Genomic DNA, 22308 nt, shown 5'->3' on the forward strand with positions numbered 1-22308 from the left:
ATCGAGGTTGGTCAGAGTGGCGTCGATTTCCGGCAGCGCACCGATCGGCAGGATCACGTCGGCAACGTCGCGGGTCGAGGCGCAGGCGAACTGGCTGAAGGCCACCACCTTCGCACCCGCCAGCGCCTTGCGGGCGGCCGGGGCGTCGGCGAAGTCCAGGCCCGGCTCAAGGCCGTACACCACGTAGGCCTGGCGCGGCTGCGCCAGCATCGCGGCGACGTCCTTGCCAGCCGGCAGCACGCCGGCGCGGGTCAGGCCAACGGCGTTGGCGCCCTGCGGGATGCGGCACAGCTTGGCACCGGTAGCGGCAGCGAAGTCACGCGCGGCAGCGCGGATCGCGGCAGCCTGCGGGTGGTTCTCGGCGATGCCACCAACGATCAGCACGGTGTTGTTGCCGCCCTGCACTGCCGAACGCAGCTCGGCGTTGGCCAGCGCATCGACGAACTTCGACGGGGCAACGATCTGCTTGCCGGCGACACTGAAGGCGAAGTCGAAGTCCACCGGATTGACCACGTGGATCTTCGCGCCCTTGGTGGTCTGCGCCTTGCGCAGGCGAGCGTGCAGCAGCGGCAGTTCGTGGCGGATGTTGCTGCCCAGGACCACGATGCGGTCGGCGCCCTCGATCTCGGCCAGCGGCAGGCCGAACACTTCGGCGGTTGCGGCGTCGGAGAAATCGCGGTTGTTGATGCGGTGGTCGATGTTGCCCGAGCCCAGGCCCTTGGCCAGGCGGGCCAGCAGTGCGCCTTCCTCGTTCGAGGTCGACGGGTGCACCAGCACGCCCAGGTTGTCACCCTGGTTGGCCTTGAGGATTTCGGCGGCCGCGGCCAGGCCTTCGGCCCAGCTCACTTCCTTCCACTCGCCATTGACCTTGCGCAGCGGCTTGACCGCACGGTCTTCGCTGTACAGGCCCTGGTGCGAGTAGCGGTCACGGTCGGACAGCCAGCACTCGTTCACGGCTTCGTTGTCGCGCGGCACGGTGCGCAGCACTTCGCCGCGACGCACGTGCAGGAACAGGTTCGAACCCATCGCATCGTGGTAGCCCAGCGACTCGCGCGCGGTCAGTTCCCACGGGCGGGCGCGGAACTGGAACACCTTGTTGGTCAGCGCGCCGACCGGGCAGACGTCAACGACGTTGCCGGACAGCTCGGTGGTCAGCGGCTTGCCGTCGAAGGTACCGATCTGCAGGTTCTCACCGCGGTACATGCCACCCAGTTCGTAGGTACCGGCAACGTCGGCGGTGAAGCGGACGCAGCGGGTGCACTGGATGCAGCGGGTCATCTCGGTGGCAACCAGCGGACCCATGTCCTCGTCAGGCACCACACGCTTGCGCTCGTTGAAGCGGCTGACTGAACGGCCATAGCCCAGCGACACGTCCTGCAGCTCGCACTCGCCGCCCTGATCACAGATCGGGCAGTCCAGCGGGTGGTTGATGAGCAGGAACTCCATCACCGAGCGCTGGAACTTCAGCGCCTTCTCGCTGCGGGTGGCGACCTTCATGCCGTCCATCACCGGGGTGGCACAGGCCGGCGCCGGCTTCGGCGACTTCTCCACGTCCACCAGGCACATGCGGCAGTTGGCGGCGATCGGCAGCTTCTCGTGATAGCAGAAGCGCGGAATCGGAATGCCGGCCTTGTCGGCCGCCTGGATGATCATCGAGCCCTTGGGCACGACCAGCGACTTGCCATCGATCTCGATGGTGACGTGATCGGGTGGGACGCTCGGATTTACGGGTTGCGCGCTCATGCAGCGGCTGCCTCCACCTTCTTGCCGTCAACCATCGAATGACCGTTGACGATGTAGTACTCGAACTCGTCCCAGAACTGGCGCAGGAAGCCCTGGATGGGCCATGCAGCCGCTTCGCCGAACGCACAGATGGTGTGGCCTTCGATCTGCCCGGCCACTGCCTTCAGCTGGTGCAGGTCTTCCATCGTGGCCTTGCCGGCGACGATGCGCTCCAGCACGCGGTGCATCCAGCCGGTGCCTTCACGGCACGGGGTGCACTGGCCGCAGGATTCCTTGTGGAAGAACTGGCTGATGCGGCAGGCGAACTTGACGCAGCAGACGCTGTCGTCGAGCACGACGATCGCACCCGAGCCCAGGCCGGAGCCCAGCGCACGGATGGTGTCGTAGTCCATCGGCAGGCCCTTCAGCTCGGCCGCGGTCAGCACCGGCATCGACACGCCGCCCGGGATCGCGCCCTTGAGCTTGCGGCCCGGACGCAGGCCACCGGCCATTTCCAGCAGGTCGTCGAAGGTGGTGCCCAGCGGTACTTCGAAGTTGCCGCCGTTCTGCACGCAGCCGGACACCGAGAAGCACTTCGGGCCGCCGTTGGCGGTCAGGCTCAGGCCCTTGAACCACTCCGGGCCGTTGCGGATGATCGCCGGTACCGAACCATAGGTTTCGGTGTTGTTGATCGTCGACGGCTTGCCGTACAGGCCGAAGTTGGCCGGGAACGGCGGCTTGTAGCGCGGCTGGCCCTTCTTGCCTTCCAGCGATTCCATCAGCGCGGTTTCTTCGCCGCAGATGTACGCGCCGGCGCCCAGCGCGCCGTAGATGTCGATGTCCACGCCGCTGCCGAGGATGTTCTTGCCCAGCCAGCCGTTCGCATAGGCGTCGGCCAGGGCCTGCTCGAAGTGCTCGAACGGCTCGTGGTGGAATTCACCGCGCAGGTAGTTGTAGCCCACGGTCGAACCGGTGGCGTAGCAGGCGATCGCCATGCCTTCCACGACCGAATGCGGGTTGTAGCGCAGGATGTCGCGATCCTTGCAGGTGCCCGGCTCGGATTCGTCCGAGTTGCAGAGGATGTACTTCTGCATGTTGCCCTTGGGCATGAACGACCACTTCAGGCCGGTCGGGAAGCCGGCGCCACCGCGGCCGCGCAGGCCCGAGGCCTTGACCATCTCGATGACCTGCTCCGGCGGGATCTTCTCTTCGAGGATCTTGCGCAGGGCAGCGTAGCCACCGGTCTTCAGGTAGCTTTCGTACGACCACGGGGTGTCGTAATGCAGGGTGGTATAGACCACCTGGTGCGGCAGCGGCGCGGGGCCGACCGGACCCTTGGATTCGTGGTGATGTGCCATGCCCTTACTCCAGCCCGTCCAGCAGCTCGTCGACCTTTTCCAGGGTCAGACGCTCATGGTAGTGACCGTTGATGACCATCATCGGCGCGCCACCGCAGCCGGCCAGGCACTCTTCCTCGCGCTTGAGATAGACGCGGCCGTCAGGGGTCGATTCACCGTGCTTGATGCCCAGCTTCTTCTCGCAATGGCGCACGATGTCCTCGGCGCCATTGAGCCAGCAGCTGATGTTGGTGCAGATGGCCACGTTGTTGCGGCCCACCTTCTCGGTCTCGAACATCGAGTAGAAGCTGGCGACCTCGTAGGCCCACACCGGCGGCAGGTCCAGGTACTTGGCCACGCCGGCGATCAGTTCGTCGGTCAGCCAGCCCTGGTTCTGCTCCTGGGCCGCATGCAGGCCCTGCAGCACGGCAGAGCGCTTGCGGTCCGGCGGGAACTTGGACAGCCAGTGATCGATGTGAGCGCGGGTCTTGTCGCTCAGCACCACCATCGGGTCGACGTCGCGCGCCGCCTCGAAATTACCTGTCGCCTTCATCGGCCGACCTCAGCGAAATGCATAACGTGAAATTCCAGAAACTGCGGCGCCGGCTTGCGCCGGCTGCCTGCAGCGGGCGTTGGCGTGGCGGACGGCATTACCGGTCAACCTCGCCGAACACCAGGTCGTAGGTGCCGATCATCGCCACCACGTCAGCCAGCATGTGGCCGCGCACGACCGAATCGATCGAGGACAGGTGGGCGAAGCCCGGCGCACGCAGGTGCACGCGGAACGGCTTGTTGGCGCCATCAGAGACCAGGTAGCAGCCGAATTCGCCCTTCGGGGCTTCCACCGCCGAGTAGGTCTCGCCGGCCGGCACGCAGTAGCCTTCGCTGAACAGCTTGAAGTGGTGGATCAGCGCTTCCATGTCGTCCTTCATGTCCTCGCGCCTGGGCGGAGCGACCTTGAAGTTCTTCACCATCACCGGGCCCGGGTTGGCCTTCAGCCACGCCACGCACTGCTTGATGATGCGGTTGGATTCGCGCATTTCGGCAACGCGGACCAGATAGCGGTCGTAGCAGTCGCCTTCCTTGCCCAGCGGGATGTCGAAATCGACGGCATCGTACTTGGCGTACGGACGCTTCTTGCGCAGGTCCCAGGCAATGCCCGAACCGCGCAGCATCACGCCGGTCATGCCCCACTGGTGGGCCAGTTCGGGAGTGACCACGCCAATGCCGACGGTACGCTGCTTCCAGATACGGTTGTCGGTCAGCAGGGTTTCGTATTCGTCGATGCGCTTGGGGAACTCGACGGTGAAGTTCTCCAGGAAGTCCAGCAGCGAGCCTTCGCGCGAAGCATTGAGCTGCTTCAGCGCCTTGCCCTTGTGCCAGCGCGATTCCTTGTACTTCGGCATGTGGTCCGGCAGGTCGCGGTAGACACCGCCCGGACGGTAGTACGCCGCGTGCATGCGCGCGCCGGAAACCGCTTCGTAGCAGTCCATCAGCTCTTCGCGTTCGCGGAAGGCGTACAGCATCACCGCCATCGCGCCCAGGTCGAGCGCGTTGGAGCCCAGCCACATCAGGTGGTTGAGGATGCGGGTGATTTCATCGTACATGGTGCGGATGTACTGGGCACGCTCCGGCGCCTCGATACCCATCAGGGTCTCGATCGCGCGCACGTACGCGTGCTCGTTGCACATCATCGACACGTAATCCAGGCGATCCATGTAGCCGATCGACTGGTTGAACGGCTTGGACTCGGCCAGCTTCTCGGTACCACGGTGCAGCAGACCCACGTGCGGATCGGCGCGCATGATGGTTTCACCGTCCATTTCCAGGATCAGGCGCAGCACACCGTGAGCGGCCGGATGCTGCGGGCCGAAGTTCATGGTGTAGTTGCGGATTTCCTGCCGGCTCTCGGCGGCGTTGCTGGCGAATGCTTCGCCGGCCTGGTGTACGTGGCTCACTTCACTGCCTCCTGCGCGCGCTCACCTTCTGCGGTCTGCAGACGGGCGTCGTCGCGGATCACGCGCGGCACGCCGACGCGCGGCTCCACCGAGGTGACCGGTTCGTAGATCACGCGCTTCTTTTCTTCGTCGTAGCGGACTTCGACATTGCCGATCAGCGGGAAGTCCTTGCGGAACGGATGGCCGACGAAACCGTAGTCGGTCAGGATCCGGCGCAGGTCCGGGTGGCCTTCGAAGATCACGCCGTACAGGTCGAACGCCTCGCGCTCGAACCAGTTCAGGCCCGGCCAGATGCCGGTCAGCGAGGACACCACCGGCAGTGCTTCGTCAGGGGCGAAGCAGCGCAGGTGCATCATCAGGTTGTGCTGGTAGGAACGCAGCTGCGCGACCACCGCAAAGCGCTGGGTCGGCATGTGCTGCGGGCGGGCACCGTCGGCACCGTTTTCCTCGGTGGGGAACTCGCCCCACGCGAAGCGGCCCTGGGCCTTGCCTTCGACGCCTCGGCTGAAACCCTGCGAGGACACGTCAGCGGTGTCCCATTCGTCGGAGCCATAACCGAGGTAGTCGACGCCGCACAGATCCACGGCCTGCTCGAAACCAAACTCGTCACGCAGCGCCAGGGCGGTGGCGTGCCACTCGGCGGCAGGCACTTCCAGCGTCACTTCGCCGCGGGGTTCGACCACGATGACCTTCGCACCAGCGAAACGTGCGGAGAGTCGGTCGATGAAGGATGCTTGCTCTGCCATGGGGGCTTGGCGCGCTCTAGTCAGGTGAAGGGGTCAGCGGGCGATGGTCTGTGTACGCCAGATCTTCTTCTGCAGCTGCAGGATCCCGTACACCAGCGCCTCGGCGGTCGGCGGGCAGCCCGGGACGTAGACGTCCACCGGCACCACGCGATCACAGCCGCGCACCACAGAATAGGAGTAGTGGTAGTAGCCGCCACCGTTGGCGCAGCTACCCATCGAGATGACCCACTTCGGGTCCGGCATCTGGTCGTAGACCTTGCGCAGCGCCGGGGCCATCTTGTTGACCAGGGTGCCGGCCACGATCATCACGTCGGACTGACGCGGCGACGGGCGGAACACCACGCCGTAGCGGTCCAGGTCCAGGCGCGCGGCGCCGGCATGCATCATCTCGACCGCGCAGCAGGCCAGGCCGAAGGTCATCGGCCACATCGAGCCGGTGCGCGCCCAGTTCAGCAGTGCGTCGACGCTGGTGGTGACGAAGCCCTTTTCCAGCAGCGGGTTGTCGCCTTCCGGCCGCAGGATGTCATCAACCCGGCCTTCCGGCGACGGGTTGTTCATGAGGCCATCGAGAGTCTGAATCACTCCCATTCCAGCGCTCCCTTCTTCCAGACGTAAATGAAACCGAGGAACAGCATGCCGACGAACAGGCCCATGGTGACCAGCGAACGGGCGCCCAGTTCCATGAAGACCTGGGTCCACGGCACGATGAAGATGATTTCCAGGTCGAAGACGATGAACTGGATCGCGATCAGGTAGTAGCGCACGTCGAACTTCATGCGCGCGTCTTCGAAGGCTTCGAAGCCGCACTCATACGGCGACAGCTTTTCCAGATCGGGGCGGCGGGGACCGAGGAATCGACCAACCAGCATCAGCGTAACGCCGATACCGGTGGCAACGATCAGAAACAGCAGAGACGGCAAATATTCGGCCAGCACAGCGATTCTCTCTTGCCTCTGCCGCCGCGCCTGCAGGCGCTTTGGCATGGGGGAGTGGACGGGAACCTGCCTGGCGCCTTGCGCGCCAGACGAACCCGCTTTACTTACAAATGGTGCCCAAGAGGGGACTCGAACCCCTACGACTTGCGTCGCTACCACCTCAAGGTAGTGCGTCTACCAATTCCGCCACCTGGGCAAACGATCACATCAGACTATCTTTCCGATGCGCCGCGTATTGTAACCGGCTTCAGTCTTTCTGGGAGCCTTCTGAAGGCTTTTCTTCACCAGAAACCGAAGATTCCGCCTGAGCCGGCACATTCGCGGCCGGAACCTGGGCTGCCGGGACCGCATCGGCCTTCGGGACGGCCGGCAGCTCGCCCGCCGGAGCCGCCGGAGCAGCCGCTGCCGGGGCGGACATCAGACCCAGATCCTGGTCGGCTGCCGGACGGGTGCCGTGACCGGCATACCAGGCCATGAAGAGGCTGATGCCAAAGAACACGACAGCCAGCCACTTGGTCGACTTGGACAGGAAGTTCGAGGCGCCACGCGCACCGAACACCGTACCCGAGGCACCAGCACCAAAGCCCGAACCTGCCGCCGCACCCGAGCCACGCTGCATCAGGATCAGCGCGATCATGGCCACAGCGACCAGCACGTAGACGACATTGAGGATCAACATCAGCATTGGAAACCGCCCTCGGACAATACTTCTAGGATTAGTTCGCGGCCGCCGCCCGTGCGATGGCCAGGAAGTCCGCGGCCACCAGGGAGGCGCCGCCGACCAGCCCACCATCGACATCCGGCTGCGCGAACAGTTCCCCGGCATTGTCGGGCTTCACGCTACCGCCGTAAACAATGGGCAGTGAATCAGCGATTCTAGCATCGATGCGCGCGACTTCGCCACGGATGAACGCGTGCACCTGCTGTGCCTGTTCCTTGCTGGCGGTACGGCCGGTACCGATGGCCCAGACCGGCTCGTAGGCGACCACGGCGTTGGCGAAACCGGCCGCACCGACCAGTTCCAGTACCGGCGCCAGCTGGCTGGCGATGACCGTTTCGGTCTGCCCGGCCTCTCGCTGTTCCAGGGTCTCGCCCACGCACAGCACCGGGACCAGGCCGGCATGCTGGGCAGCGGCGAACTTGCGCGCGACCAGCTCGCTGCTTTCATGGTGGTACTGGCGGCGCTCGGAATGGCCGACCAGGCCATAGCGGGCCCCGACCTCGACCAGCATGGCCGCGCAGACTTCGCCGGTGTAGGCGCCCTTCTCGTTGCTGCTCACGTCCTGTGCGCCAAAGGCCAGGCCGGTCGCGCCGAAGTCCTCGACCAGCTCGCCCAGGTACGGCAGCGGGGGCAGGATCACCACGTCCACGCCCTCCAGCGGCAGCCCGGCGGCCACCTGCCCCAGCAGTTCATTGGCGAATTGACGGCTGCCATGCAGCTTCCAGTTTCCGGCGACGATCTTGCGGCGCATGAGCGGGTGGCTCCTGTGTGAAGTCAGCCGGTCATGATACCCGTTGCGGCAAAAATCCGTTTCCTTGTAAGCGGTTACATGGATTTTCAGCCAACGGCGCAGCCCCTCGTGGCGGAGGGGGGGGGCGGGGTTTGGGTGGTCGCGGAGAGCCCGGCTAGATCTGGGGCTTGGCCGGGCGGGTAGGACTGCGCAGGGGGCGCTGCAAGTACGTCCATGTAAGCTCGATCGCCGCATCCATGCGGCTCACGCCCCTGCGCAGCCCCACCCGCCCGGCCTCTGACACAGTCCGGCGGTTCCGCCCGCCACGGAAAGAAAAAAGAAGAACAAGAGCAAAGGCAAAAGCTGCATTCCGGGTTGATGCTGACTGGACCAACCCCCTGCCCCACTTCGATCCGAGAGATCTCATCCACGCATGGCGTGGATCTACCGTGTCGACCAAGGTCGATACACACCGGGAATCGCGATTTACCCGCCGTCACCGGGAAGCTGTCGGGGGTGGGGCGGTGTGAGTTGGCAGGTCCGTTGGCGCCATGGGCCCGAGGCATGCCTCGGGCGGGTTGGGCAGGACGCCCAACCCCGGTCTTGCCGTGTGCGCAGGACAGCGCACACGAGCAAGGCGCCATCGAGCCCCCAGGGGTGAGGGCGCTTTGCTTGCGAAGCACTGCTTCGCAAGCGCCCGAACGCACAGCCGCCAGCGGCTGGGCCGGTCTGGGGGTTCACGGCGTGTCCTGCCAACCCACGCCGCCCCGCTCAACCGGCACGAATCCAGAGCCGCCTTGGCTTTGGGCTTGCCGGCCAGCGGCCGGCACTACCGCGGGCGCAGGGTGCGACCCTGCAAAAAACAAGGCCGCCTTTCGGCGGCCTCACTTTTCTTTACTTCAGCTTGATCTCGCGCAGGCGCTCCTCGAGGAAGCCGTGGGCGGTGATCGGCTCCGGGTACCGGCTCGGGTTCTCCGGGGTGATGCACGAGGGCAGCACGTCGATCAGGAAGTCCGGGTTCGGGTGCAGGAAGAACGGCACCGAGTAGCGCGGCTGGCGCGCCAGCTCGCCCGGAGGATTGACCACGCGGTGGATGGTCGACGGATAAACATGGTTGGTCAGGCGCTGCAGCATGTCGCCGATGTTGACCACGATGGTGTCCGCGTCCGAGGTGAACGGCACCCACTCGCCGTCGTGCGACTGCACTTCCAGGCCCGCGGCACTGGCACCCACCAGCAAGGTGATGAAGTTGATGTCGCCATGAGCACCGGCACGAACGTTCGGGATGTCGTCGGTGGTGATCGGCGGGTAGTGGATCGGGCGCAGGATCGAATTGCCGAAGTTGGTCTTGTCGGCAAAGAAATTCTCCGGCAGGCCGATATGCAGGGCGAGCGCCGACAGTACGCGCGACCCCAGGTTGTCCAGCGCCTGGTACAGGCCGTACCCCCGCTCGCGGAAGCCCTCGACTTCGGTCGGCCACAGGTTCGGCGCCATCACGTCACGGTACTTGGAGTCGTCCGCGATCTCGCGGCCGATGTGCCAGAACTCCTTCAGGTCGAAGTGCTTGGAGCCCTTGGCGGTCTCCACGCCGAAGGGGGTATAGCCGCGGGCCCCGCCGCTGCCAGGCACGTGGTACTTGCGCTTGACCTCTTCCGGCAGGGCGAAGAAGGCCTTGAAGGCATCGTAGGCAGCGTCGATGTCGGCCTGCGGGATGCCGTGGTTGCGGATGCCCGCGAATCCCCATTGGCGATAGGCCGCGCCCAGCTCGGCCACGAAGGCCTCGCGGTCGCTGTCGAAACGGGTGATGTCGAGGGTGGGGATCTGGCTCACAGCGGTTCCTGGCTTGTCATTGGGTCTGGGGGGCCAGCGCATTCATGGCCCGCCTGAACATTGTGACAGATCGCCCGGGGGACGCCACTCGATACGAAGAAACAAACCGATACAATGCGCGACCCGCGCGCGGATTAACGCTTCCGTCACGTGGGGCCCGACCTTTTCCCCGCTCCCTGAATCCGCTTCGCCATGTCTGCAGCCGCCCCTGCCGCACCCGCCCTTGAAGGTTCCACCCGGCGTTGGCGCCGGCTGGCCTGGTGGTCGCTGTTCGTCGCCGGCAATGCGGTCCTGGCTGCGGCGATCGCACTGGGCAACGTGCCGCTGCGGGACAATCCAGGCGGCAGCGCGGGCCTGGCCTACCTCGCGATCGCCCTGCCCGGCCACCTGCTCGCGTTCGGCGCGCTGGCCGGCCTGCTGCCGTTGCTGCTGGGGCTGTGGCCACGCACTGCCCGTACGCTGAGCATCAGCGCCGTTCTCCTGCAGGGCCTGTGGCTGTGCCTGCTGCTCGTCGACGCCAAGGTGTTCACCCTGTACCGCTTCCACCTCAACGCCATGGTCGTGAACATGGTGTTCGGCGGCGCCCTGCAGGACCAGGTCGCCCTGTCCTGGAAGACCTGGCTGCAGGTCGCGCTGCTGGTCGCCGCGGTCTTCGCCGCCGAAGGCCTGCTGGCCTGGGCGTGCTGGAAGCTGCTGCCGGCAGTGCCGCGCCGGCGACGGGTGCTGCAGGCGTGGGCAGCGGTCGCGCTTCTGATGGCCGGCGGCCAGGTGGCCACCGCCTACTACGACGCCCGCGGCGACCGCGATGTGATCGCGCAGTGGAACTACCTGCCGTGGGCGCAACCGATCACCGCCAAGAGCTTCATGCGGCGCCTGGGCGTGGTCAGCCAGCAGCAGGCCGGCCTGCCCGACCCGCGCCATGCGCAGCTGCAGTACCCACTGCACCCGCTGCGCTGCCAGAACCCGCATCGTCCCAATGTGCTGATGGTGGTGCTGGAATCGCTGCGCCAGGACGTGCTGACACCGCAGCTGATGCCCAACACGTCGGCGCTGGCGCAGGACGCGCGCGTGTTCGACCAGCACTTCAGCACCGGCAATGCCACCCGCTACGGCCTGTTCGGGCTGCTGTACGGCCTGCCCGGTGGCTACTGGCCAAGCATGCTCGACGAGCAGCGCGGCTCGCAGCTGTTCCAGGTGCTGGGCCAGCAGGGCTACGACCTGCACCTGTACGGCAGTGCGCCGTTGTACAGCCCGGAGTTCGATCGCACGGCTTTCGCCGATGTGCGCGACCAGCTGCACCAGGGTTCATCGGCACTGAAGTCCGACGGCCGCGACCGCGCGATCATCAGTGCACTGCAGCAGGACATCCGCGCCAGCCAGGCGGCGCAGCGCCCGTGGTTCGGCTTCGTGTTCCTCGACTCCACCCACGCGCCCTACCACATGCCCGATGGTTACCCGCCCGTGGCGACGCCGATGGCTGCGGACATCGACTTCCTCAAATTCGGCCCGGAGCACGACCCGACGCCGGAACTCAACCGCTACCGCACCGCCGTGCACTACGCAGACAGCCTGATCGGCTCGCTGCTGGACGACCTTCGCGCACAGGGCCTGGCCGAGGACACCATCGTGCTGGTCACCGGCGACCATGCCGAAGAGTTCAACGACCTCAAGCTGAACTATTGGGGCCACAACGGCAACTTCTCCGACTACCAGCTGCAGGTCCCGTTCGTGCTGCATTGGCCAGGCAGGGCCGCTGGCCGCGACGCCCGCACCAGCTCGCACGAAGACTGGGTACCGACACTGATGCGCCACGCGCTGGGTTGCGAGAACGCACTGACCGATTACAGCACCGGCCAGGACCTGCTGGCCGAACCGCAGGGCCCGCGTGCGCTGGTGGTCGAAAGCTGGTCGCAGCGCGCGATACGCCATGGCGACGCGATCTACGTGTTCGACAAGTTCGGCAACGCCACAGCGCTGGACCGGCACTACCTCCCGCTGCCCCAGCAGGCCCCTGATGCGGCTGCCGTACGCACTGCATGGGAAGCGTTGACCCGCTTCCGCAATCGTTGACCTTCAAGGATCGATCCCGCATGAACCGTCCGCTGCGCATCCTGCACACCGAAGCCGCCAAGGGAATGGGCGGACAGGAGATCTACATCTTCCGCCACATGCAGGTGATGCGCGCGCGTGGCCACGAGGTGGCGCTGCTGTGCCAACCCGAAGCGCGACTGGCCAAGCTGGCACACGACGACGGTTTCACCGTGCACACCCTGCGCATGGGCGGCCTGCTGCGTCTGCTGCGCGGCATCTGGTCGGTCTCGCGCCTGGTGCGCCGCGAACGCTATGACGTGGTCAACACCACCAGCCGCCGTGACGCGCTGATCGCCGCCGCCGGCGCACGCCTGGGCGGCACGCCGCTGGTGGTGCGCTCGCGCCACCTGATGAGCCCGGTCAACTCGCTGCTGACCTATACCGGCCTGCCGCACCGGGTGCTGACCGTCAGCAGCTTCGTCAAGCAGTTGCTGGCCGAGCGCGGCATTCCGGCCGAACACATCGGTATCGTGCCGCCCATCGCGGTCCCGCCGCGCTGGAGCGAGATCCGCAAGGACGACCCCTGGCAATGCCTGCAGGAGGTACGCGCGGAAGTGCGCGCCGAGCTCGGCTTCGGCGAACAGGACATCGTGGTCGGTTGCGTGGCGGTGCTGCGCGAACCCAAGGGCCACGCCGACCTGCTGCAGGCGATGGTGCCGCTGTGCAAGACGCACCCGAACCTGCACCTGGTGGTGGTCGGCGATGGCCAGCCGGTCATGGATCGACTGCAGGCGCTGCGCGACGAGCACGGGCTGCAGCAGCAGGTCCACCTGCTCGGCTATCGTGACGGCGCGTGCCGGCTGATGGCCGGCTTCGACATCTTCGCGCTGGCTTCGCACAAGGAAGCGGCCGGTACCGTCTTCCTGGAGGCCGCCTATGTCGGGGTGCCGATCGTGGCCACGCGCGTGGGTGGCGTGCCGGAAATGGTGGTCGATGGCAGCAATGCGATCCTCACCCGGCTGGGCGACAATGCAGCCCTGACAGGCGCCCTGCGCCTGCTGGTGGACGATCCGGAACGGCGGCGGCAGATGGGCCGCGCGGGCTGGGACTGGATGCGCAGCGCGCACCGGTTCACTCCCGACGGCCACGGTGAGACCACCGAATACTATTACCGCCAGTGGCTGAAGGAGCTGGGACATGGCTGATGCCCGAACCGTACCGGTGCTGATGCACCACCACGTCAGTCCGTCGCCGGGCATGATCACCGTGTCACCGGAAAATTTCGAAAGCCAGATCGCCTGGTTGGCCGGCAACGGCTGGACTTCGCTGACACTGGACCAGTACGCCGGCTTCCTGGCCGGCAAGCCGGTGCCGCGCAAGTCGATCGTGATCACCTTCGACGATGGCTACCTGGACAACTGGGTGTATGCGCACCCGATCCTGCAGAAGTACGGCATGCACGCAGTGGTGTTCGTGGTCACCGGCTGGATGGGTGAAGGCCCGGAGCGGCCCCACGCGGGGCTTGCCGGGGCAGTGCTGCCTGCCACGCCGGACCACCGCGGCTGCGAAGCGGCGATCTACCAGCAGAACCGCAGCGACGACGTGATGATGCGCTGGAGCGAAGCGCGCGCGGCCATCGCCGCCGGCACCTTCGAAGTGCATTGCCACACCCATACCCACACCCGCTGGCTGCGCCGCGACGACCTGGACCGCGCACAGCGCCGTGCGGGCCTGAGCCACGATCTGGCAGTCTCGCGCGAAGTCCTGCGGGACAAGCTCGGCGAGGTGTCCGATACGCTGTGCTGGCCTTACGGCGATTTCGACCAGGACCACATCGAGGTGGCGCGCGAGCACGGCTTCCGCTACCTGCACACCACCCACCCGTTCGGCCGCAACGTGGTCGGCGGCGATCCGGAACGCATCTACCGCTTCGCGATCCGCAACCGCCCGGCCAGCTGGCTGCGAAAACGCATCGCACAGAGCTACAACCCGCTGATCGCACCGCTGTTCAATGGCTTCAAGGCACGCCAGAAGAAGATGGTGCCGGGGCCGTAGGCAGCCCAACGCCTTGCCCCTTCAACGAAAACGCCCCGGCATTCCGGGGCGTTTTCGTTGGGCTGATGTGCAGCGGCCTCAGGCGGCGGCTTCACGGACCGCCGCGGACAGGCGGTCCAGCGTGTCCTGCATCAGCGTTGCATCATCGGCCTCGACCGTGACACGCACCACCGGCTCGGTACCGGACGGGCGCAGGAACGCACGGCCACGGCCGGCCACCGACTGCTGCGCGTCGGCCAGCGCGGCCTGCACACTGTCGGCCTGCACCGTTGCCTTGGCCGAGACATTGCCCAGCCGCACGTTGACCGTCTTCTGCGGCACCCGCACCAGTCCCTTCAATGCCTGGCGCAGGGTCTGCCCGCTGTTGCGCAACGCCACCAGCACCTGCAGCGCACTGACGATGCCGTCACCGGTGGTGGCCCGATCCAGGCACAGCAGGTGGCCGGAGGCTTCGCCGCCGAGCACCCCACCGCCTTCGATCAGCGCCTGGTGCACATAGCGATCACCGACGTTGCTGCGCACGAACGGAATCTGCAGATCGGCGAAGGCCTTCTCCACGCCGTAGTTGCTCATCAGCGTGCCGACCACCGGGCCGCGCAGGCGGCCTTCGGCTTTCCATGCGCGGGCCAGGATGTAAAGCAGGTCATCGCCGTCGACCGGGTTGCCCTGGTCGTCGGCCATCAGCACGCGGTCGCCGTCGCCGTCGAAGGCAATGCCGAGATCAGCGCGGGTTTCGCGGACCTTGGCCGCGAGATTGTCGATATGGGTGGAGCCCACGCCGGCGTTGATGTTGACGCCGTTGGGCTCGGCGCCAATGCCGATCACCTCGGCACCCAGCTCGCGGAACAGCAGCGGTGCGATCTGGTAGGTGGCGCCGTGCGCGCAGTCCAGCACCAGGCGTACGCCACGCAGGTCGAACGCGCGCGGCACGCTGGCCTTGCAGAACTCGATGTAGCGGCCGACCGCCTCGCGGCCACGCGATGCCTTGCCCAGCTTCTCCGATTCGACGGTGGTGAACGGAACGTCCAGCGCCGCTTCGAGGGCAAGCTCGGTGGCATCGTCGAGCTTCTCGCCCTGGGCGGAGAAGAACTTGATGCCGTTGTCGTAGTGCGGGTTGTGCGAGGCGCTGATGACGATGCCGGCATCCACGCCCAGCGTACGGGTCAGGAACGCCACCGCCGGAGTCGGCATCGGCCCCAGCAGCTGCACGTCGGCACCGGCGGCCACCAGGCCGGCTTCCAGTGCCGCCTCGAACATGTAGCCGGAAATGCGGGTGTCCTTGCCGATCACCACAATCGGCCGGCGCCCGTCCTGGCCGCGCTGGGCGACCAGCACACGGCCCAGGGCGTTGCCCAGGCGCAGCACGAAGTCGGCCGAGATCACGCCCTGGCCGACCCGGCCACGGATGCCATCAGTACCGAAGTACTTGCGGCCTCCCATCATGCCACCTCCGGCGCCGGCTGACGGCCCAGCATCGCCAGCAGGTCGGACAGGCGGTCACGCAGCTCGCGGCGGTCGCAGATCTGGTCGATGGCACCGTGCTCCAGCAGGAACTCCGAGCGCTGGAAGCCTTCCGGCAGCTTCTCGCGCACGGTCTGCTCGATCACGCGCGGGCCGGCGAAGCCGATCAGCGCCTGCGGTTCGGCGATGTTGATGTCGCCCAGCATCGCAAAGGAGGCCGAGACACCACCGGTGGTCGGATGGGTCAGCACCGAGATGTACGGCAGCCCGGCTTCACGCAGCTTGCCCAGCGCGGCCGAGGTCTTGGCCATCTGCATCAGCGAGAACAGGCCTTCCTGCATGCGTGCGCCACCGCTCTGCGAGAAGCACACGTAGGGCGCACCGATCTCGACCGCGGTTTCTGCGGCCAGTGCGAAACGCTCGCCGACCACCGAGCCCATCGAGCCGCCCATGAAGGCGAAGTCGAAGGACGATGCCACCAGCGCACGGCCCTTGAGCAGGCCGCGCATGGCGATCAGCGCGTCGTACTCGCCGGTGTTCTTCTGCGCGATCTTGATGCGCTCGCTGTACTTCTTCTGGTCCTTGAACTTGAGCAGGTCGGTCGGCCCCAGGCGCGCACCGATCTCGGTGGTGCTGTCGGCGTCGAACAGGGCGGCCAGGCGCGCGCGCGCGCGGATCGCCATGTGATGGCCGCACTTCGGGCAGACTTCCAGGTTCTCTTCCAGTTCCGGACGGTACAACGCGCTGCCGCAGTTGCTGCACTTTTCCCACAGGCCCTCGGGGACACTGCGCTTCTTGCTGGGGGTGTTGTCGGTGCGGATGCCGGACGGCATCAACTTGCTGAGCCAACTCATGCGGGAGGACACTTCCGTTCAGGGCGGCCCAGGGGCCGCAAAGGCGGACAGTCTAGCTCCGCTTTCCCCGCCCGTGCACCCCCTTCCCAGCCGCGGGGCAGCCGGAAAAAACCATGCTGGGACGTACGTTTAGGTGCTGGGCGGTACCCGCCGCTGGCCGGCAGCCCTTGCACGCGAGCCATCAGGAGGAGGCCGGCCAGCGGCCGGCAGTCCTGTTACGCGTCCAGCGCCTGCCGCAGCGGGGCGAGGAAGGCCCGGGCGCGCTGCACCGCGTCTTCCGCCGAACCCGCTTCTGCCAGCGCCGCCACCAGCGCGCTTCCGACCACCACGCCATCGGCCTGGCGGGCCATGGCCGCGGCACTGGCGGCATCCTTGATACCGAAGCCCGCCACCACCGGCACCGATGCGCGCGCGCGCAACGCCTGCAGGCGGGTACTGGCGGCATCGCTGTCCAGGCGCTCGGACGCGCCGGTGACACCGGCAAAGCTGACGTAGTAGAGATAGCCACGGGCCAGCGCCAGCAGCTTGTCGGCTCGCGCCTCGCTGGTGGTCGGCGACGCCAGCAGGACCAGCGCAAGGCCGGCTGCGTCGAACGCCTGCTGGGCGTCGCCCGCTTCTTCCGGCGGCAGATCGACCAGCAGCACACCGTCCACGCCGGCGTCGACGGCGGCCTTGGCGAAGGCCGCGTAGCCATGGATCTCCACCGGGTTGAGGTAGCCCATCAGCACCACGGGGGTCTGCGCATCGCGTTCGCGGAACTGCGCCACGGCCTGCAGGACGTAGCGGCTGCCGGCGCCGCGCGCCAGCGCGCGCTCGGAGCTGCGCTGGATGGTCGGGCCATCGGCCATCGGGTCGGAAAACGGCACGCCCAGTTCGATCACGTCGGCGCCGGCCTCGACCAGTGCGTGCATGACCGGCACGGTCGCCTCCAGCGAGGGATCACCGGCGGTGACGAAGGGAATCAGCGCCTTGCGCTGCTGTTCGCGCAGACGCAGGAAACAGGCATCGAGTCGGGATACGGGCATTTCAGGCACATCCTTCAATCAGTTCAATCGCATCGCTGGTTCCCCAGTACATCCGGGTGACCTTCCCTTCAAACAGTTCCAGGCGGATGCCCAGATCCGAACCCGGGTCCTGCCAGGTGAGGTACTCGCCCTGGTCACCGTCGTAGGCATGCGGGCTGGATACCGGCGGCTTCGGGAACTGTGCCATGGCCTGGGCACGGGTCATGCCGATGCGCAGGCCGAATGGACCGGGCTGTTCAACCGGCAGCTCCGGGTCGTCGCCCGGCTTCAGATCAAAACGGACCACGCGGTCGTCGTCGGTCATCATCGACACGCCCGGCGGCAACCCCCTGCCGTCGTAGTACTCGCAGTCGCCTTCGAAGAACTCTTTCGCGCCCTGTGCCTTCCAGGGCCCCAGTGACTTCAGGTCCCCCATGTGCTGGCCGACCAGCACTTCGCCGGCATGGTCCAGTGCCACCGAGGCGACGGCGGGGGCGTTGTCGCCGTTGCTCTCTTCCGCAGACGGCGGATCGACGATCGGCGTACGCGCCATCGGGTCGAGGTCATCGTTGGCGGCCGGCTGCTGTGCGGGCTGCGCGGTGGCTTTGGCAGCCGGCGCAAGCACTGGCGGTTCCGGCGGCTGGCACGCGGCCAGGCCCAGCACCAGCAGAAGCACCCCGCTGTTCCGCAGCAGCGCGCTCACAGCACCAGCCCTTCGCGCGCGGCGATGGTGTGCACGTCCTTGTCGCCACGGCCGGACAGGTTGCACAGCACGATCTGGTCACGCGGACGCTCACGCGCCAGCTTGATCGCCTGTGCCAGTGCGTGGCTGGACTCCAGTGCCGGCAGGATACCCTCGGTATGCGCCAGCAGGTGGAAGGCCTGCAGCGCTTCTTCATCGGTGATGCCGAGGTAGCGCGCACGGCCGGTATCGGCCAGGAAAGCATGCTCCGGGCCGACGCCCGGATAGTCCAGGCCGGCCGACACCGAGTGGGTCTCGATGATCTGGCCGTCGTCGTCGCACAGCACATAGGTGCGGTTGCCATGCAGCACGCCCGGCCGACCGGCGGCGATCGATGCGGCGTGGCGGCCGGTGCCGATGCCGTCGCCGGCGGCTTCGGCGCCGACGATCTCGACCTGGCGATCGTTGAGGAAGGCGTGGAACAGGCCGATGGCGTTGCTGCCGCCGCCGACGCAGGCGGTGATCGCATCGGGCAGGCGGCCATACTCGGCCAGCATCTGCTCGCGCGCCTCGCGGCCAACGATGGCGTTGAAGTCACGGACCATGCGCGGATACGGATCCGGGCCGGCCACGGTGCCGATGATGTAGAAGGTGTCCTGCACGTTGGTCACCCAGTCGCGCATCGCTTCGTTGAGCGCGTCCTTCAGGGTGGCCGAGCCGGAGGTGACCGGCACCACCGTCGCGCCCAGCAGCTTCATTCGGTAGACGTTGATCTTCTGCCGCTCGATGTCGGTGGCGCCCATGTACACCACGCATTCCAGGCCCAGGCGGGCGGCAACGGTGGCACTGGCAACACCGTGCTGGCCGGCACCGGTCTCGGCGATGATGCGCTTCTTGCCCATCCGCGCGGCCAGCAGCGCCTGGCCGATGGTGTTGTTGATCTTGTGCGCGCCGGTGTGGTTCAGGTCTTCACGCTTGAGCAGGATCTGCGCGCCGCCGACATGGTCGCTCAGGCGCTGGGCATGGTAGATCGGGCTCGGCCGGCCCACGTAATGGGCCAGGTCGCGGTCGTAGGCAGCCTGGAATGCCGGGTCCTGACGGGCCTGGTCATACGCCTGGGCCAGTTCCTGCAGCGGACCCACCAGGGTTTCGGCAACAAAGCTGCCGCCGTAGCGGCCGAAATGGCCCTGGGCATCCGGGAAGGCGTGGTAGTCGGCAATGGGGGAGGCAGACATGGAAGCGACCGCTGGTTCGAGACAGGTGGATACTCTAGCGCACGGGTCTTGACCGGAAAATGGATATTATCTGGCGCATATCGTCAGGAAATCTCACATGAGCCGTTCCCTGCTGCCGCCGCTCAATGCGCTGCGTGCGTTCGAGGCCACCGCCCGTCTCGGCGGCGTTGGCCGCGCCGCACACGACCTGCATGTCACCCACGGTGCGGTCAGCCGCCAGCTGAAGCTGCTGGAAGACCATCTCGGCCTGGCGCTGTTCCAGCGTGCCGGTCGCGGCCTGCGCCTGACCGCTGCGGGCACGCGGCTGCAGGCAGCGTGCAGCGAGGCCTTCGGCGGCATCGAAGACTGCGTGCGCGAACTGCGGCGGCCGGCGGCGGCCCCGGCGCTGGTACTGGGCTGTAGCGGCAGCGTGCTGGCGCGCTGGATGATCCCGCGCCTGCCTGCGCTGCAGGCCGCCCTGCCCGGCGTGCGCCTGCAATGGTCAGCGCTGGATGGCAGCTTCACCGAGGCACAGGCGGCACTGGATGCGGTATTGCTGCTGGCGCAGGGGCCGTGGCCCCGCGGCTGGCAGGTGCGTGAGCTGGCCCCGGAACGGGTCGGCGTGGTGGTGGCCCCCTCGCATCCGGCCGCGCAGCGACTGCGGCATGTACCGCCCTCGGCGCTGCTGCAGGAAACGCTGCTGCACACCAGCTCACGGCCGCAGGCGTGGCCGGCGTGGGCGCAGGCGCACGCTCTGGACCCCGCGAAGCTGCAGCTGGGTACGGCCTTCGAGCATCTGTACTACCTGCTGGAGGCAGCGGTGGCCGGGCTGGGCCCGGCGATCGCACCCGAGCCACTGGTGGCCGAGGACCTGGCCGCCGGGCGACTGGTCGCGCCGTGGGGGTTTGCCGCCACCGGTGGTTTCTGGGTGCTGGCGCGACCGGACGGACCACCTGATGCGCGCGTGGATGCGCTCGCCGACTGGCTGGGCCAGCAACTCCGCTGACAACAAAAAGGGGACGGAGGGAATTAAGTCGCAAGTGGCACAAACGACTTAGTTCCCTCCGTCCCCTTTTTTCAGCTGGCGGTCGGTGTGGCCAGGCGCTGCTGCAGGTCTTCGCGCAGGCGCGACAGCTCGACTTCGGCCTGCTGCCGCTGCTGCATCCCTTCGCGATGGATGCTGCGCACTTCTTCCACCGTGGCGATCAGCTGGTCGTGCACATGGCGCAGCGTGGCCACGTCGATCACGCCGCGCTGGTTGCTGCGCGCGGTATCCACCGAGGCCTGGCGCAGCAGGTCGGCATTGCGGCGCATCAGTTCGTTGGTGGCGTCATCGATGGCCGTGGACAGTTCGACCGCAGCCTTCTGTTCGCCCAGCGAGAGCTGGATGGCGAACTGGCGCTTCCACGACGGAATGGTGATGTCGCGGACGGTGTTGAACTTCTCGATCAGCTGCAGAGCGTTGGCCTGGATCAGGCGGATCATCGGCAGCGACTGATCGGCGGCGTGCTGCATCAGCTGCAGGTCGGACACGCGCTTCTCGATCAACCGGATCGCATTGTCGATCTCGCCCTGGCGGATGCGCTGCTGGGGGTCCTCGCTGGCCTGCCCGGCCAGCTGTTCGGCCTGCAGTTCGGCCAGCCGCTGCTTGCCCGCTGCCGCATACAGGCCGAGCGCACGACGTTCTTCGCGGACGATATCGTGCATGCGGTCGAACTCGCCCACGCGCTTGCCCATCAACGCCTGCTGCACGCCGACGTCGGCCAGCAGCTGTTCGATCTGCGCGTTGGTGTCGCTGAACTTCTGCACCAGCTCGCCCTTGGAGGCGCGCATGCGGTCGATCAGGCCACCGATCACCGGCACCTTCGAACGCTGGGCGAAGCCATCCAGCTTCAGGCTGCGCGCGATGCGCACCACCTCGCCCAGCTTCTCGCCACTGGCATCCAGGTCACGATTGCGCACCTGGTCCAGCAACTGGCTGGAGAACGCGGCGGTGCGCGTGGCCGCCTCGCGGCCGAACACCTGCAGGTTGCCCGGGCGCAGATCGTCCAGTTCCAGACGGATCTCGGCGATGCGCGGTAGATCCTCGCGGACCAGCCCAAGCGCCTGCAGTGCACCTTCGTCGAGCGCAGTGGCGGTGGTCGTGCCGGGTACGAGGGCACCGGGGGTCTGGCTGTCCTGGGTCATCGGGCAGTCTCCTTGCAGTTGGGTAAGCGGCAGCGGCGGCCGGCTCAAGGCAGTCTAGCCTGAGCCGCGGCCACCTCGTCATCGATCTGTGCGTGCAACGTGGCAGCCTTGCCAGCCAACGCAGCGCCCGCAGCGGCCTGGCCCGCCACTGCAGCCTGCCGCCAGGCCGGCAGCAGCACGTCATGGATGCGCGCGAAGCGTTGCAGCAGCATGTTGTCCTGGTCCTGCAGCAGCTGCCATTGACCGGCTTCCAGGCGGCGCAGCGAGGCCAGCCGGCGAAGATGGTCCAGCCGATGCGACAGCGCGGCCTGACCGGCGCTATCCAGCGTCGTCAGCCGCGACGCAGCCAGTTCGGCCCAGCCGTCCAGCGCCGCGGCCGCCGCGGAATGCTCAACGATGGCCATGGCCCGCAGCTGCATGTGCTGCTGCAGGTGCTGGGCCTGCTCACGCGCCTGCAGGGCCAGTACGCCCAGCTGCGACTGCAGCGCGTGCCCTTCTGCTTCGCGAGCGACATCGCGCCCCAGCAGCCGTCCCCACCAGCCTTCCTGCTGCCGGATCTGCGCCGGGTTGCCGGCCTGCAGAGCCAGCGCGATGCGCGCAAGCGCAGCCACCAGGCGCTCGCCCGCATCCGGTGGCAACGGCGCTTCGCGCCGCGCCAGCGCCTGCAGCAACGGCGCACCATAGTCGGCCAGCGCAGCGACATCGACCGTATCCGGCAGCATCGGTGGCGGCAGTGGCACGCGCGTGGTCACGGCAGCGGCGGCGGCTTCGGCGTGGATGCCGGCATGCCATCGCCGTCTTCCGGTGGCAATGACTCGCCGTAGAAGTGGCGCATCAGCGC

At 67.0% G+C, this 22308-nt stretch carries 21 protein-coding genes and 1 tRNA gene; 4 read left to right on the forward strand and 18 right to left on the reverse strand.

The window, feature by feature from the left end; all coding sequences use genetic code 11:
* The 11 genes from nuoG to N5E02_RS14220 all read right to left on the reverse strand — a co-directional run.
* The coding region (gene nuoG / locus N5E02_RS14170; protein ID WP_279946389.1) for an NADH-quinone oxidoreductase subunit NuoG at window positions 1–1743 on the reverse strand (1743 nt) is incomplete at its 3' end.
* Window positions 1740–3080: an NADH-quinone oxidoreductase subunit NuoF gene (gene nuoF, locus N5E02_RS14175; RefSeq protein ID WP_005417934.1), complete on the reverse strand. Its 1341-nt coding sequence runs from the start codon at window positions 3078–3080 to the stop codon at window positions 1740–1742. The genes nuoG and nuoF, both read right to left, overlap by 4 nt.
* Window positions 3081–3084: 4 nt before the next feature.
* Window positions 3085–3612 carry an NADH-quinone oxidoreductase subunit NuoE gene (gene nuoE, locus N5E02_RS14180; protein ID WP_005410460.1) on the reverse strand — a complete coding sequence of 176 codons (528 nt, stop codon included), beginning with the start codon at window positions 3610–3612 and terminating at the stop codon, window positions 3085–3087.
* A gap of 97 nt (window positions 3613–3709) precedes the next feature.
* Window positions 3710–5017 (reverse strand): NADH-quinone oxidoreductase subunit D, encoded by a 1308-nt coding sequence (locus tag N5E02_RS14185; RefSeq protein WP_005417935.1) that lies wholly within the window; start codon window positions 5015–5017, stop codon window positions 3710–3712.
* The gene (locus N5E02_RS14190) at window positions 5014–5763 is read right to left on the reverse strand and encodes an NADH-quinone oxidoreductase subunit C (protein WP_005410462.1); all 750 of its coding nucleotides are present in this window, start codon (window positions 5761–5763) and stop codon (window positions 5014–5016) included. Before N5E02_RS14190 ends, N5E02_RS14185 begins: the two co-directional genes overlap by 4 nt.
* A gap of 33 nt (window positions 5764–5796) precedes the next feature.
* Window positions 5797–6351 (reverse strand): NADH-quinone oxidoreductase subunit B, encoded by a 555-nt coding sequence (locus N5E02_RS14195; protein ID WP_005417936.1) that lies wholly within the window; start codon window positions 6349–6351, stop codon window positions 5797–5799.
* Window positions 6342–6698: an NADH-quinone oxidoreductase subunit A gene (locus N5E02_RS14200; protein ID WP_005417937.1), complete on the reverse strand. Its 357-nt coding sequence runs from the start codon at window positions 6696–6698 to the stop codon at window positions 6342–6344. The genes N5E02_RS14195 and N5E02_RS14200 overlap by 10 nt, the downstream gene beginning before the upstream one ends.
* 111 nt (window positions 6699–6809) lie before the next feature.
* Window positions 6810–6894, reverse strand: a tRNA-Leu gene (locus tag N5E02_RS14205).
* A 51-nt stretch (window positions 6895–6945) separates the two neighbouring features.
* Complete coding sequence (gene secG / locus N5E02_RS14210; RefSeq protein WP_065179767.1) at window positions 6946–7383, reverse strand: preprotein translocase subunit SecG; 438 nt, start codon at window positions 7381–7383, stop codon at window positions 6946–6948.
* A 31-nt stretch (window positions 7384–7414) separates the two neighbouring features.
* Window positions 7415–8170 carry a triose-phosphate isomerase gene (tpiA, locus tag N5E02_RS14215; protein WP_005417939.1) on the reverse strand — a complete coding sequence of 252 codons (756 nt, stop codon included), beginning with the start codon at window positions 8168–8170 and terminating at the stop codon, window positions 7415–7417.
* 873 nt (window positions 8171–9043) lie between these two features.
* On the reverse strand, window positions 9044–10021 hold the full coding sequence (locus tag N5E02_RS14220; protein WP_049414703.1) for a 2-oxoglutarate and iron-dependent oxygenase domain-containing protein: 978 nt from the start codon (window positions 10019–10021) through the stop codon (window positions 9044–9046).
* Between the two features lie 150 nt (window positions 10022–10171).
* Here N5E02_RS14220 and N5E02_RS14225 point away from each other — a divergent pair, with 150 nt between their 5' ends.
* From N5E02_RS14225 to N5E02_RS14235, 3 genes are read left to right on the forward strand one after another with little or no spacing between them, the layout of a single operon-like run.
* Window positions 10172–12049, forward strand: coding sequence for a sulfatase-like hydrolase/transferase (locus tag N5E02_RS14225; RefSeq protein ID WP_164092919.1), 1878 nt, complete (start codon window positions 10172–10174; stop codon window positions 12047–12049).
* Window positions 12050–12069: 20 nt separating this feature from the next.
* The gene (locus N5E02_RS14230; protein WP_065179154.1) at window positions 12070–13215 is read left to right on the forward strand and encodes a glycosyltransferase family 4 protein; all 1146 of its coding nucleotides are present in this window, start codon (window positions 12070–12072) and stop codon (window positions 13213–13215) included.
* Window positions 13208–14065 (forward strand): polysaccharide deacetylase family protein, encoded by an 858-nt coding sequence (locus N5E02_RS14235; protein ID WP_134955820.1) that lies wholly within the window; start codon window positions 13208–13210, stop codon window positions 14063–14065. Before N5E02_RS14230 ends, N5E02_RS14235 begins: the two co-directional genes overlap by 8 nt.
* A 78-nt stretch (window positions 14066–14143) precedes the next feature.
* Here the strand turns inward: N5E02_RS14235 and glmM are convergent, their stop codons facing one another.
* From glmM to trpB, 5 genes are all read right to left on the reverse strand, one after another.
* Complete coding sequence (gene glmM, locus N5E02_RS14240; RefSeq protein WP_065196991.1) at window positions 14144–15505, reverse strand: phosphoglucosamine mutase; 1362 nt, start codon at window positions 15503–15505, stop codon at window positions 14144–14146.
* A complete protein-coding gene (gene accD / locus N5E02_RS14245; protein ID WP_005417947.1) occupies window positions 15505–16380 on the reverse strand; it encodes an acetyl-CoA carboxylase, carboxyltransferase subunit beta in 876 nt (291 codons plus the stop codon). The genes glmM and accD overlap by 1 nt, the downstream gene beginning before the upstream one ends.
* Window positions 16381–16595: 215 nt before the next feature.
* On the reverse strand, window positions 16596–17405 hold the full coding sequence (gene trpA / locus N5E02_RS14250; RefSeq protein WP_005417949.1) for a tryptophan synthase subunit alpha: 810 nt from the start codon (window positions 17403–17405) through the stop codon (window positions 16596–16598).
* 1 nt (window position 17406) lies between these two features.
* Window positions 17407–18087: a hypothetical protein gene (locus N5E02_RS14255; protein WP_005417951.1), complete on the reverse strand. Its 681-nt coding sequence runs from the start codon at window positions 18085–18087 to the stop codon at window positions 17407–17409.
* Window positions 18084–19301, reverse strand: coding sequence for a tryptophan synthase subunit beta (trpB, locus tag N5E02_RS14260; protein ID WP_005417953.1), 1218 nt, complete (start codon window positions 19299–19301; stop codon window positions 18084–18086). Before trpB ends, N5E02_RS14255 begins: the two co-directional genes overlap by 4 nt.
* A gap of 97 nt (window positions 19302–19398) precedes the next feature.
* On the opposite strand from trpB, the gene N5E02_RS14265 reads away from it, so the two are divergent.
* Window positions 19399–20286 (forward strand): LysR family transcriptional regulator, encoded by an 888-nt coding sequence (locus tag N5E02_RS14265; protein ID WP_005417955.1) that lies wholly within the window; start codon window positions 19399–19401, stop codon window positions 20284–20286.
* A gap of 71 nt (window positions 20287–20357) precedes the next feature.
* On the opposite strand, the gene N5E02_RS14270 is transcribed toward N5E02_RS14265, so the two are convergent.
* Both N5E02_RS14270 and N5E02_RS14275 read right to left on the reverse strand, forming a co-directional pair.
* Window positions 20358–21467 (reverse strand): toxic anion resistance protein, encoded by a 1110-nt coding sequence (locus N5E02_RS14270; protein ID WP_065179156.1) that lies wholly within the window; start codon window positions 21465–21467, stop codon window positions 20358–20360.
* Between the two features lie 44 nt (window positions 21468–21511).
* The gene (locus N5E02_RS14275) at window positions 21512–22219 is read right to left on the reverse strand and encodes a cell division protein FtsY (protein WP_065179157.1); all 708 of its coding nucleotides are present in this window, start codon (window positions 22217–22219) and stop codon (window positions 21512–21514) included.
* Between the last annotated feature and the right edge of the window lie 89 nt (window positions 22220–22308).

The organism is Stenotrophomonas sp. GD03777 (genome assembly GCF_029842485.1).
Classification (GTDB): Bacteria; Pseudomonadota; Gammaproteobacteria; order Xanthomonadales; family Xanthomonadaceae; genus Stenotrophomonas; species Stenotrophomonas sepilia.

What these genes read in the sequence shown, in the direction of transcription:
- nuoF (WP_005417934.1), bottom strand. Translation starts at nt 3,080, where the DNA reads ATGGCACATCACCACGAATCCAAGGGTCCGGTCGGCCCCGCGCCGCTG.
- nuoE (WP_005410460.1), bottom strand. Translation starts at nt 3,612, where the DNA reads ATGAAGGCGACAGGTAATTTCGAGGCGGCGCGCGACGTCGACCCGATG.
- N5E02_RS14190 (WP_005410462.1), bottom strand. Translation starts at nt 5,763, where the DNA reads ATGGCAGAGCAAGCATCCTTCATCGACCGACTCTCCGCACGTTTCGCT.
- N5E02_RS14195 (WP_005417936.1), bottom strand. Translation starts at nt 6,351, where the DNA reads ATGGGAGTGATTCAGACTCTCGATGGCCTCATGAACAACCCGTCGCCG.
- secG (WP_065179767.1), bottom strand. Translation starts at nt 7,383, where the DNA reads ATGCTGATGTTGATCCTCAATGTCGTCTACGTGCTGGTCGCTGTGGCC.
- tpiA (WP_005417939.1), bottom strand. Translation starts at nt 8,170, where the DNA reads ATGCGCCGCAAGATCGTCGCCGGAAACTGGAAGCTGCATGGCAGCCGT.
- N5E02_RS14220 (WP_049414703.1), bottom strand. Translation starts at nt 10,021, where the DNA reads ATGCGCTGGCCCCCCAGACCCAATGACAAGCCAGGAACCGCTGTGAGC.
- N5E02_RS14225 (WP_164092919.1), top strand. Translation starts at nt 10,172, where the DNA reads ATGTCTGCAGCCGCCCCTGCCGCACCCGCCCTTGAAGGTTCCACCCGG.
- N5E02_RS14230 (WP_065179154.1), top strand. Translation starts at nt 12,070, where the DNA reads ATGAACCGTCCGCTGCGCATCCTGCACACCGAAGCCGCCAAGGGAATG.
- N5E02_RS14235 (WP_134955820.1), top strand. Translation starts at nt 13,208, where the DNA reads ATGGCTGATGCCCGAACCGTACCGGTGCTGATGCACCACCACGTCAGT.
- glmM (WP_065196991.1), bottom strand. Translation starts at nt 15,505, where the DNA reads ATGGGAGGCCGCAAGTACTTCGGTACTGATGGCATCCGTGGCCGGGTC.
- accD (WP_005417947.1), bottom strand. Translation starts at nt 16,380, where the DNA reads ATGAGTTGGCTCAGCAAGTTGATGCCGTCCGGCATCCGCACCGACAAC.
- trpA (WP_005417949.1), bottom strand. Translation starts at nt 17,405, where the DNA reads ATGCCCGTATCCCGACTCGATGCCTGTTTCCTGCGTCTGCGCGAACAG.
- trpB (WP_005417953.1), bottom strand. Translation starts at nt 19,301, where the DNA reads ATGTCTGCCTCCCCCATTGCCGACTACCACGCCTTCCCGGATGCCCAG.
- N5E02_RS14265 (WP_005417955.1), top strand. Translation starts at nt 19,399, where the DNA reads ATGAGCCGTTCCCTGCTGCCGCCGCTCAATGCGCTGCGTGCGTTCGAG.
- N5E02_RS14270 (WP_065179156.1), bottom strand. Translation starts at nt 21,467, where the DNA reads ATGACCCAGGACAGCCAGACCCCCGGTGCCCTCGTACCCGGCACGACC.